Source organism: Streptomyces anandii JCM 4720 (assembly GCF_014650655.1).
Lineage (GTDB): Bacteria > Actinomycetota > Actinomycetes > Streptomycetales > Streptomycetaceae > Streptomyces > Streptomyces anandii.
Genome location: NZ_BMVJ01000033.1, coordinates 3,692 through 14,908, shown reverse-complemented (window position 1 = coordinate 14,908; position 11,217 = coordinate 3,692). Strand labels below are relative to the sequence as shown.

10 protein-coding genes are annotated in these 11,217 nt (G+C 69.8%); 6 read left to right on the top strand and 4 right to left on the bottom strand.

Annotated features, from left to right (window positions below; translation table 11 throughout):
- Window positions 1-1,135 precede the first annotated feature (1,135 nt).
- Window positions 1,136-1,726, bottom strand: a complete 591-nt coding sequence (locus tag IE249_RS33195; RefSeq protein ID WP_373304524.1) for a TetR/AcrR family transcriptional regulator — start codon at window positions 1,724-1,726, stop codon at window positions 1,136-1,138.
- 103 nt (window positions 1,727-1,829) lie between these two features.
- On the opposite strand from IE249_RS33195, the gene IE249_RS33190 reads away from it, so the two are divergent.
- The 3 genes from IE249_RS33190 (at window position 1,830) to IE249_RS33180 (ending at window position 5,040) form a co-directional block, all read left to right on the top strand.
- Window positions 1,830-2,702, top strand: a complete 873-nt coding sequence (locus IE249_RS33190; protein WP_268249734.1) for an SDR family oxidoreductase — start codon at window positions 1,830-1,832, stop codon at window positions 2,700-2,702.
- A gap of 210 nt (window positions 2,703-2,912) precedes the next feature.
- Window positions 2,913-3,896, top strand: coding sequence for an aldo/keto reductase (locus IE249_RS33185; RefSeq protein ID WP_189710864.1), 984 nt, complete (start codon window positions 2,913-2,915; stop codon window positions 3,894-3,896).
- Window positions 3,897-4,182: 286 nt separating this feature from the next.
- Window positions 4,183-5,040, top strand: a complete 858-nt coding sequence (locus tag IE249_RS33180; RefSeq protein ID WP_189710862.1) for an MBL fold metallo-hydrolase — start codon at window positions 4,183-4,185, stop codon at window positions 5,038-5,040.
- Window positions 5,041-5,068: 28 nt separating this feature from the next.
- Here the strand turns inward: IE249_RS33180 and IE249_RS33175 are convergent, their stop codons facing one another.
- The 3 genes from IE249_RS33175 to IE249_RS33165 form a co-directional block, all read right to left on the bottom strand.
- Complete coding sequence (locus IE249_RS33175) at window positions 5,069-6,685, bottom strand: GMC oxidoreductase (RefSeq protein WP_189710860.1); 1,617 nt, start codon at window positions 6,683-6,685, stop codon at window positions 5,069-5,071.
- A gap of 130 nt (window positions 6,686-6,815) precedes the next feature.
- A complete protein-coding gene (locus tag IE249_RS33170) occupies window positions 6,816-7,760 on the bottom strand; it encodes a cyclase family protein (protein WP_189710858.1) in 945 nt (314 codons plus the stop codon).
- Between the two features lie 285 nt (window positions 7,761-8,045).
- Window positions 8,046-8,201: a hypothetical protein gene (locus tag IE249_RS33165; protein WP_189710856.1), complete on the bottom strand. Its 156-nt coding sequence runs from the start codon at window positions 8,199-8,201 to the stop codon at window positions 8,046-8,048.
- A gap of 315 nt (window positions 8,202-8,516) precedes the next feature.
- Between IE249_RS33165 and IE249_RS33160 the strand changes: the two genes are divergently transcribed.
- The 3 genes from IE249_RS33160 to IE249_RS33150 form a co-directional block, all read left to right on the top strand.
- Window positions 8,517-8,744, top strand: a complete 228-nt coding sequence (locus tag IE249_RS33160) for a ferredoxin (protein ID WP_189710854.1) — start codon at window positions 8,517-8,519, stop codon at window positions 8,742-8,744.
- Complete coding sequence (locus tag IE249_RS33155; RefSeq protein ID WP_189710852.1) at window positions 8,741-10,135, top strand: NAD(P)/FAD-dependent oxidoreductase; 1,395 nt, start codon at window positions 8,741-8,743, stop codon at window positions 10,133-10,135. The genes IE249_RS33160 and IE249_RS33155 overlap by 4 nt, the downstream gene beginning before the upstream one ends.
- A 13-nt stretch (window positions 10,136-10,148) precedes the next feature.
- On the top strand, window positions 10,149-11,217 hold a 1,069-nt coding region (locus IE249_RS33150; protein WP_229859806.1), incomplete at its 3' end, for a cytochrome P450.

Here is an 11,217-nt window from a genome sequence, read left to right as displayed (position 1 = left end):
CGACCGCACTGCCGCGGTTGCCGTAGACCCCGAACGGAGTGCTCAGGTACTGCTCCAGGTACCAGCGGAGCTCCTCCAGGTCGTTTTCGCTCAGGGGCCACCGCAGGGGGGCCGCCTGAGCGGCCACCGTCGGATAGAGCTCACCCGACGGCCACTCCCGGACCGTCACCAGCCCATCGGCCCCGCACTCGACCAGTAGACGATCCGTCACAACCCCGCCCCGCATACCAGAGGAGGCCACTGGCAACCCCGTACACACCAGCATAGAGGGTGAGGTACTGGTCGTGGGCCGGTGCTGATCGAGAGCACCCGGGAGTGCCGGGGCCGAACGGTGCCTACAGCCGGGGGCAGGCGCAGTCGGCTGCCGTGACCACGGCCTCGCGCTGAACCAGCGGACCGAGGTGGCACGTCGGGCCCATCCTGGAGCGGGCGGCGGCCGCGTCCTTTGCGGGCCAGGTGGACTCCCGTGCTCAGGCCGCCACGGGATCGGCCGAGAGTGTGATCACCGGCTTCGTTCCGGTCCCGGTCCCGGCCACGCGATCGTTCTGACGGTCCGGTACCGCCGGACACAGCTAGTGGGCGACACATCATGACGGGGCGAAGGTTGCCACGCGGTACTGGTCGCATCGCCCTGGCTTCTGGTTCGGGGGCGCGGGCCAGGGCGTACTCGCCCCACCAGCGGGCCATGAAGGCGGGCACCGGAGCGAGGCCGTATGGATCGGCGGCGTTGCCCGGCGCGCTGTCGGCGCGCCGTCACAACCACGGCGGTGAGCCGGCATCGCCCCGGCACGGCGGGCTCGCCCCACCAAGCCGAGGCAGCCGATGCCGGCGCCTCACAGGGTCACGGGTGTGCGCGACTGCCACGCGCACGCCACCACCTACTCCTCGTCGTCGGCAGCCTCCACACGTACTGTGTGCCGGCCGGTGGCACGCGCCCGTCCTCGTTCGCAGGCGCGACGAGGTGGGCGGGCTCAACCCCACCCGACGGCGCGCCCGGCCTTCACCTGCGCGAGGTCGTGCTCTTCCTCCAGTTGCCGGGCGCGCTGCTCGGCTGCTTCCGTGAGCCTTGGCCGCCACTGGTGGGGCGGACGCCGGATGCTGCGCAACGATGCGGGCGCGGGCCAGCCGGAGCCGGTCACGAGTTGGACGCCGGCCCGCCCGCTCCATACCTGAGGCCGTCGAGGAGCAGGTCGAGGAGGCGGCCGGCCCGCTCGCGCTGGCCGGGTGCGCTGGTGATCAGCCCGACACCGGCCAGGCTGAAGCCGACATCGAAGGGGTCGACGTCCGGGCGCAGGAGACCAGCGCCGGCGCCGGCCCGCAGCAGGGTGCCGATCGCGGTGGCGAGCTTGTCGAGAGTCTCGGCAAAGGGATTCGCACCGGATGCCACCGCGGCCCGCAGCGCGTCCGCCATGCCCTGCTTCGCGGCAAGGTAGTCGATGAAGTCGTCCATCCACAGACGGATCGCCCGGTCCGGCTCATGGTCGGCGAGCAGTTTCACGGCGCTGTCGCAGACACGTGCCAGCTCGTTGCGGTAGGCCGCCTCGATGAGCGCCTCGCGCGTGGGGAAGTGGCGGTAGAGCGTGGCCGAGCCGACGCCCGCGGCCTTGGCGATCGTGTCGATCGCGACGTCCGGCCCCCTCTCGGAGAAGGCCTGCACGGCCGCTTCGAGGATGCGGTCCCGATTGCGGCGGGCGTCGGCGCGCAACGCGCTCGGCTTGGTGGTCAAGGCTGCTCCCTTCATGGCGGGACCAGTCTAACTGGACAACCGGGGAGTTCCCCGCTTACCGTGCAGATAACTGGGGAACTCCCCGGTTACGGATGTCGGCCCGTTGTACCCCCAGGCAAGGAAGACCCTCATGACCTCCCCGAAGACTGTTCTGATCACCGGTACGTCCTCCGGCATCGGCCTTGCCACAGCCATCGGCGCCGCCCGGGCGGGGTGGGCGACCATCGCCACCATGCGCGACACCGGCAAGGCCGGAGCCCTGCTCGAGGCCGCCTCGGAGGCGGGCGTCGCGGACCGGATCCAGGTCAAACGTCTGGACGTGACCGACCCCGCCGCCATCACCGCCTGCCTGGACGAGGTCGTCGCCGAGCACGGCCGCCTGGACGCGCTGGTCAACAACGCCGGCGCCGCCCAGCTCGGCACCATCGAGCAGAGCGGCGTCGACGACGTCCGCGCGGCCATGGAGGTCAACTTCTTCGGCGTGGTGGCGGTGACCCGGGCCGCCCTGCCGCATCTGCGGGCGTCGAAGGGCCGGGTGATCACCGTCAGCAGCGTCGGCGGCGTCGTCGGCCAGCCCTTCAACGAGGCGTACTGCGCGGCGAAGTTCGCCGTCGAGGGCTTCATGCAGTCCCTCGCGCCGGTCGCCGCCACCGTAGGCGTCGACGTCACCGTCATCGAGCCGGGCGCGGTGGCCAGCGAGTTCGTCGCCAATCTCGGCCTGGACGTCCCCACGCTGCTCGCCGCCGCCGGGCCCTACAGCCCGGCGCTTGAGGCCTACATCACCCGCACCCGGCAGTCTTTCGGCAACGCCCAGACCCCGGCCGAGGCAGCCGCCCCGATCATCGACGCCCTGACCGTCGCCCGCCCGCCCTTCCGCATCCAGACCTCGCAATGGGCCCGCGACTTCGTCGCCACCACCCTCGCCGACCTCGACGGCTCCGCCGTCCAGACCCTCACCGGCACCTGGGTGCGCTGACCGCGCCGCCCCGCGTACGTACGGGTGAGCGCACGGCCGAGCCGGGCGCGGCAGCCGCACAGCCTCCCCTCGCCGGCGCAGCACCGCCGCCCCACCCGACCGCGACCGGTTCCCGCCGCACCCGGTCCGGGCCGAGGTCCGCAGCGCACCGGTCGCACAACCAACCAGTCACACGTCGCGGGACGACCCGCAACAGTAAGGAAGATCACCATGGAACTCCGCCCCCTCGGCAGCCAGGGCCTGACCGTCTCCGCCGAAGGACTCGGCTGCATGGGCATGAGCGCCTTCTACGGCAGCACCGACGAGGCCGAGTCCCTCGCCACCATCGACCGCGCCCTGGAACTGGGCGTGACCTTGCTGGACACCGCCGAGAGCTACGGCCCGTTCATCAACGAGCAACTGCTCGGCAAGGCCCTCGCCGGCCGCCGCGAGCAGGCCGTCGTCGCCACCAAAACCGGCATCGAGTTCACCGACGACGGCACGTTCGTCGGCCACAACGGGCGTCCCGAGTACATCCGGTATTCCCTGGACCGCTCCCTGCGCCACCTGGACACCGACCACGTCGACCTCTACTACCTGCACCGGGTCGACCCGCAGGTGCCGATCGAGGAGACCGTCGGCGCCATGGGCGAGCTGGTGGCCGCCGGCAAGGTCGGCTACATCGGCCTGTCCGAGGCCGCCCCGAAGACCATCCGCCGCGCCCACTCCGTCCACCCCATCACGGCGGTCCAGACCGAGTACTCGCTCTTCGAGCGCGGCATCGAGGACGACGGGGTAATGGCCACCCTGAACGAGCTCGGGATCGGCCTGGTCGCCTACTCGCCGCTCGGACGCGGGTTCCTGTCCGGTGCGGTCACCAGCCCGGACGACTTCGCCGCCGACGACTTCCGCCGCACCGACCCGCGCTTCCAGGCCGAGAACTTCGCCCGCAACCTGGCCGTGGTCGACGAGGTCCGCCGCCTCGCCGCCACCAAGCAGGTCTCGCCGTCTCAGCTTGCCCTCGCCTGGGTGATGCACCAGGGCGCCGTCGCCATCCCCGGCACCAAGCGCCGCCACTACCTGGAGGAGAACGTCGCCGCCACCACCGTGACGATCACCGATGAGGACTTGGCCGCCATCGGCGCCGTCGCACCGCGCGGCATCGTCTCCGGCGACCGCTACGCCCCCGAGCTCATGCGGAACCTCAACGGCTGACCCCGGGGCGTGCCGGGAAGGCAGCCACGACGCCTCCGACCGCGCGGCGTCCCAGCGGCTCGCGGGATGCGGCGTCAGCCAACAGCCAGGTCGGAGCAGAGATCACGAAGCTGACGTGAACGACGTCGCCGTCCGGCCCACCGCCCAGAGTTGACCTCTCCCGCACTTCGACTGCGGACACTGCACCCGCGGGACTGTTCCACGGCTCCGGAGTCGACAGTCCAGCCACCGCCGAGCGGGGCGACTGCCTCGGATGCAGCGGGTCTTGTGGATGTAGCATCGACTGATGGCCGTCACTGCAGGGTGTGTTCGATCGACTTTCTTCGGGACATCCTCGGTACACGTCACCGACGGTGTCTCCGGGATCCTCATCGACGGCTTCTTCACCAGGCCGTCGCTGCTGCGAGTCGCTCTCGGGCGGCCCATCGCGCCCGATCTCCGACGCATCTCCGACGCGCTGTCCCGAGGCGGCGTCGAGCAGCTGGACGCCTTGTTCGTGGCCCATTCCCACCACGACCACGTCATGGACTCCCCTGAGGTCGTCAAGCGTGTTGGCGGCGTCCTGCACGGATCGGAGTCGACGGTGAACGTCGGCCGCGGAGCCGGTCTGGGTGAAGACTTGATGAGACGTATCAGCGACGGTGACAGGTACGTGTTCGGGGACTTCACGGTCCGCGTCTTCGAAGGTGCGCACAGCCCGGGGGACAGGTATCCGGGTTCGATCGACGGGCCGCTCGTACCACCGGCCAAGGCCAGCGCCTACCGCACCGGCGGCTGCTACTCGTTCCTCTTCGAGCACCCCTCCGGCACGATACTGGTCCACCCCAGTGCCAACTTCGTCCCGAACAAGTTCGACGGTCTGGACGTCGATCTGCTCTACCTCGGCATCGGCGCCCTGGGTGCGCAGTCCGCGCGATTCCAGGACGACTACTGGCACCACACCGTCGAGGCCACCCGCCCGGACCTCGTCATCCCCGTGCACTGGGACGACTTCGGACGGTCGCTCGACAAGAAGCCGCGTCCCATGCCGCGACTCCTGGACAACTTCGCCAGGACCAGGGAACTGCTCGACCGCAAAAGCACCGGGTCCGGCATCCCCGTGCGTTTCCAGCAGCCGTACGAGACGATCACCCCGTTCAGCTGACCGCATTCCTGTTCGCAAGGACGCGTGGTCACCCCAGTCGCTCGGTGATGTGGTCTCCCACACGCAGGGCGTTGGCGATGGCCGTCAGCGAGGGATTGACCGCTCCGATGCTCGGGAAGAAGCTCGTGTCGACGACGTAGACGTTGTCGAGGTCGTGGGCCTTGCAGTTGACGTCGAGGGCGGAGGTGGCTGGGTCACGGCCGAAGCGGACGGTGCCCGCCTGGTGTGCGGTGGCGCCGATGGGCATGCCCTTGTGCAGGTAGAGGCTGTGGGACAGCAGGTGCTGCTCCTGCATGCCCAGATGGCCGAGCATCCCCTGGAGTTTGTGTCGCAGCCGCTGCAATCCCGCGATGTTGTTCTTCTCGTCCAGGGACAGGTGGATGGCACCGTCCCGGTCCAGGGTGACACGGTTGTCGGCATCGGGCAGGTCCTCTCCGCACAGCCAGAAATCGACCGCGTGGTGGGCGAGTACCTCGAAGGGCATGTCCGGGGAGACGGCCCCGGCCCAGCGGGGTGCTTCGCCGTGGATCTGCTCGGAGTCGGACTTGCCCAGCATCTGGATGCCGCCGAGAGGGAAGTCCCAGTCGTCGGAGCCGAGATACCAGTCGTGCAGCGCCAGGGTTTTCTGGAACCTGGTGTCGTTGGGCTCCTTGGACACGGCCATCAGGGCCAGATTGTTGTGCCGCATGTAGTGCCGGCCCACCACGCCCGAGCTGTTGGCCAGGCCCTGCGGGTGCCGGTCGTTGGCCGAACGCAGCAGGAGTACGGCGGAGTTGACGGCACCGCACGCCACGATCACGATGTCCGCGCCGAACTCCACCCTTGTACCACTCCCGTTCCCCTGCTCGCCGCCGTCCCCGTCGGCATCCCTCACGTCCGCCACGACCTTGGTGACGCTCCGCCCGGTCGCTTCCGTCTCCAGGCGCAGCACGTCCGCGTGAGTGACCATCTCGACGTTGGGGTGTTCGAGGGCGGGGTCGACACAGATGACCTGCGCATCGGACTTGGCGCTGAGCAGACAGGGGAAGCCGTCGACGCGGTCGCAGCGGATGCAGGCGCTGGTGCGGGTCGCCCGACCCTGGCCGTCCTGTGCGAGGTTCACCCCGATCGGCAGGTGGAAGGGGTGCAGCCCCTGCTTCTCCAGGTCGTCGCTGAGTTGCTGGATGCGCGGCTCGTGCTCGACCGGCGGATGGCCGTACTGCGCTCCGGACGGCCCCTCGGTGGGGTCCTCACCATGTCGCCCGTGGACGAGGTAGAGGTGCTCGGCCTGGGTGTAGTACGGCTCGAAGTCCGCGTAGTCGAGGGGCCAGGCGGGAGAGATGCCGTCGTGATGGCGCAGCTCGCCGAAGTCCTCGGGCCGCAGCCGGAACAGCGCGGCTCCGTAGAATTTGGTGTTGCCGCCGACGTAGTAGTTGACTTCGGGAGGGAACCGGTTCCCCTTCTTGTCGTACCAGAACTCCGGCGCACGGTACTTCGCCTTGACGAAGACCGCGGTGGAATCCCAGTTGTCGCGCTCGCGGGGCAGGTAGCCGCCGCGTTCGAGTACGAGGATCCGTTTGCCGGTGGGTGCCAGTCGGTGGGCGATGGTGCCGCCGCCCGCGCCCGTGCCGATGACTATGACGTCGTAGTGCTGTCCGTCGGTCATGCCGGTCACCGTCCTCGGCGCATGCTCCGGATACCCCCGGTGAAGGGGAAACTGCCCCGATCACCAACGTAGCCCCGGCATATGTGTCCAGCGAGTTGAGCCGGTCGGGTGAGCCGGGGCTCCGGCGTGCTCACAGGATCGCGATGGGATTGACCGGGGAACCGGTGGCCGCGGACAGCCGGAGGGGGGCGATCACGCAGAGGGACGACCAGCGGCCCTCCCGGGCGCAGAGCGGCGCCAGATCCTCCAACCGCAGGTAGTCGAGCAGGTGCAGGCCCATCGCGTGGATGGCGAGCACATGCACCGGGAAGGCGACGCCCCGCACCGCGCCGGGGGCCGTGTCGTTGTTGCCGTCACTTCCCAGCACGGCCACCTCCCGCTCGGCCAGGAACGTCATGGCGGTCGGATGCAGTCCCGCCCGGGCGTCGGCCGTGTCCCAGGGGCCCAGTTCCTCACGACGCCGGCGGTGTCCCACCCGTACGAGGAGGATGTCGCCCCGGCCGACCCGGACCCCCTGCTGCTCCTCCGCGCCGACCAGGTCCTCGGCCGTCACGTGTGAGCCGGGCTCGAGCCAGGGGACGCCGTGCAGGCGCGGGATGTCGAGAAGGACCCCGCGTCCGACGATGCCGTCACGCACCAGGTCGACGCTGAGGGCGCCGGCACCGACCGCGGGGTGAGGCCCCAGCACGTCCGCCGCCGGTACGCCTCCGTGCAGTGTGCCGTCATACACGACGTGACACAGCGCGTCGAGGTGGCTGTCCACATCGCCGTGCACGTTCATGGCGAAGCGGTCCCGGGCGAAGTCCAGACCCCGGGGGTTCGGCCGTCCCCCGGGCGGGGCGGTGAGCCGGTGCTCGGCCGGATCGGGGTCGTCGGGTGCGGGGCTGGTGACGATGGGGGCGGCGAGCGAAACCGCGCGTCCCGACCGGACCTCGCGGACGGCCGCCAGCACCTGGTCCGCGGTGATCGTGTCCAGGGCGCCCCTGGGGCCGGCGCCGCCGGGGGCGGTGCCGCGCAAGTGCCGGTAGAGCGACAGGAAGGCGGCCTCACTCAACTGGTGGTCGAACATCCGCATGTCCCCACCATCCGGCAGCCACCGCGTTCCGGCGCGCCGAGTTGCCGGGCGCGGACGCCCCCCGTCTCAATGGCAATGAAGGAGCGGCCTGTCCGGGCCAGGACTGACGCACCGCACGGATTCGCGGAGGTCCGGATGGACATGGTCGGGTCCGCGCCGTGGGCCCGCCGGAGATGACGGAACGCGCCATGGCCCTGCTGACCGCCGAGCCGTGTGTCCTGAACGTGCGTCTGCAGGTGGGCGGCGTCCACAACCCCGACGGCGACGCCATCGAGTGCGACATCCTCACCGGGGGCCGCCGACGAGGTGCTGCGCGGGCTGCGGGACCTCGGCATCGTCTCGTCCGGCCGCGGTCTGCCGCAGGTCCGCCTCGGTGAGGGGCTGGAGGGAATCATGGGTGTCGAGCCGGTGCAGCAGGACGAGGGCTGAACGGACCAGCACTCCTCCCGCCCGATCGCCGCGGGCGGCGCCGACACCCACCCACCCGTCCGCCGATCGGCCGGGGTGCGGGTGAAGCCCGTGCGGGCTAGGCTTTTGCAGGCAAGGCCAGGTTCTCCAGGCCGTCTTGCCAGACGCCGGTCGCCTTGTCAGCGACAATCGATTCTCTCTGTGGAGACCCGACGAGCGCGGTCCCTTCCGCATTTCGCAGGGTGGGCAACGGCCTCGATTCCTGCTGCTCGAACACTCCTCGCGCTGTGCGCAGATGGCGGCACCGGCTTGCAGGATCCACGGCTCGCAATCCCTGTGGAGGTCGGGATGAGAGTTGTTGTTGATCTTTCCCGATGTGAGGGTTATGCGCAGTGCGCGTTCCTGGCTCCGGAAGCGTTCCGGATGCACGGCGAAGAGGCACTCATGTACGACCCGAATCCCGACGACGCCCGACGTGACCAGGTGCTGCGCGCCGCGGCGGCCTGTCCGGTCCAGGCGATTCTGGTCGACCGGCTGGAGGGACCGGACTCAGCGGTCGAGGCGACGCGGTCATGACCACCGCCGACACGCTGCAAGCGTTCAAACGCGATGGCCGCATCGTGGTCGTCGGGGCGTCCCTGGCGGGGCTACGGGCCGCGGAGGGCCTGCGCGATGAGGGTTTCACCGGATCGCTGACCATGATCGGTGACGAAGTGGGCGAGCCCTACGACCGACCCCCACTGTCCAAGCAGGTACTGACCGGGTGGGTACCTGCCGACGGCACCAAGCTGCCGCGGCGTCGTGACATCGACGCGGAGTGGCTGCTGGGCACGCCCGCCAGCGGGCTCGACCTGGCGACCAACCACGTACGCCTCGCCGACGGGCGGGACATCCCCTTCGACCGGGTCCTGATCGCCACCGGCGTGCGAGCCCGGCCCTGGTTCGTGGAGAGCGAGGCGTCCTTGGGCGGGGTGTTCGTCGTCCGTACCCGCGAGCACGCCGAGGGCCTGCAGCGAGCCCTGGCCGCCGGACCCTCCCGGGTACTGGTCATCGGGGCAGGCTTCACCGGTTCCGAAATCGCCTCCATCTGCCGCGAGCGGGAGATCCCCGTGACCGTCGCCGAACTCGCGCCGGCCCCGCTGGTCGGGGCGCTCGGCGCGATGATCGGTGAGGTCGCCGCGGACATGCAGCGCGCACACGGCGTCGACCTGCGCTGCGGTGTCAAAGTCACCCGGCTGGAAGGCGACTTGCAAGGGCGCTTCCGCCGGGCCCACTTCGACGACGGCAGCACGATCGACGCCGACGTGGCAGTGGTGGCACTCGGAGGCATCCGCAACACCGACTGGCTGCGGGACTCGGGACTGGCGGCGGGCCCTTGGGGAATCGCCTGCGACACCGGCTGCCGCGCTCTCGACCTCAACGGCCTGGTCACCGATGACATCTTCGTCGCCGGCGACGTGGCACGCTGCCCGAACCCCGTCTACGAGTATCGGCTCATCTCGCTGGAGCACTGGGCCAACGCCGTGGAACAGGCCGAGGTGGCGGCACACAACATGGTCAGCGCCCAGGCGGACCGCTGGCCCCACCTGGCCATCCCGCTGTTCTGGTCGATCCAGTTCGGCGTCAACATCAAGTCGGTCGGCGTGCCGACCTTCGCCGACGAGGTCGCTGTCACCCAGGGATCGGTGTCCGACCACCGCTTCGTCGCCGCATACGGCTACCGGGGACGTGTCACCGCGGCGGTCAGCTTCAACAACGCCAAGTGGCTGGACCACTACCAGCGGCTGATCGAGACGGCCGCCCCCTTCCCGCCGCCCTGCCCCACTCCTGACCAGCCCGTCGACATGAAGCCGATGCCGGTCGACTTCCCCGGCCCCACCCTCCTCGCCCAAGGCGCCACGGTCGTCGTCACCGGACATGACCCGGGTGAGCGGAGGGTCACGGCCGCGCAGCAGCACCACCGGTAGGACGGAGAGCGACATGACCACGGTGGAAACGCCTGACACGCTGCGCCGGATCCTCGACTATTCCTCCCGGGCCGACCCGTACCCGCTGTACGCCGAACTGCGCGAGACCCCCGTGGCACGCCAGGAGGACGGCAGCTACGTCATCAGCACCTATCGCGAACTCACGGATGTCCTGCACAACCCGCACCTGAGCTCCGACGTCCGCAATCTGGCGCGTCCGGTGGAGGCACTCCAGAGGCCCGGGACACCGGCGTTCATCAACCTCGACCCGCCCGAACACGACCGTCTGCGGCGTATGGCGATGCGCCACTTCGGTCCCCCGCACACACCGGGGCTGGTGCCCGGCCTGGAACCATATCTGACCGACACCGTCAGCAGCCTGGCCGACGACTTCGCGGGCAAGGACCGGATCGACGTCGTGGACGACTTCGCCTACCCCTTCCCCGTCACGGTGATCTGCCGCCTGCTCGGCGTGCCACGCGAGGACGAACCGACGTTCCGCCGATGGGTGAACGCCATCATCGAGTCGATCGACTACAACCCCGAGATCGACCCGAAGGAGAAGCTGGAGAACGGCCGGCAGGCCACCGAGGACCTGCGCGAGTACCTCGGCGGGCTGGTGGAGCAACGTCACGGCCGCCCCGGCAACGACCTCTTGTCACGGATGGCCGAAGACGACGGGCCGGACGGGCGGATGGCCGATGACGAGATCGTCGCCACCGCCAACCTGTTGCTGATCGCCGGTCACGAAACCACGGTCAACCTCATCACCAACGGCATGCTGACACTGCTGCGCCACCCGGAGGTGCTGCAGCGGCTGCGCGACGAACCCGGTCTGGTCGTACCGCTGGTGGAGGAACTGCTTCGCTACGAGCCTCCCGTCCACATCATCCCGTGGCGGGCGGCGTACAGCGACGTCACCGTCGCCGGCACGCCGATTCCCAAGGGTTCGAGGATCATGCTCATGCTGGCCGCGGGCAGTCGTGATCCACAGCGTTTCCACGACCCTGACCGCTTCGACCCCGACCGGCGGGACAACCAGCACCTCGGTTTCGGCAGCGGCATACACCTGTGCTTCGGTG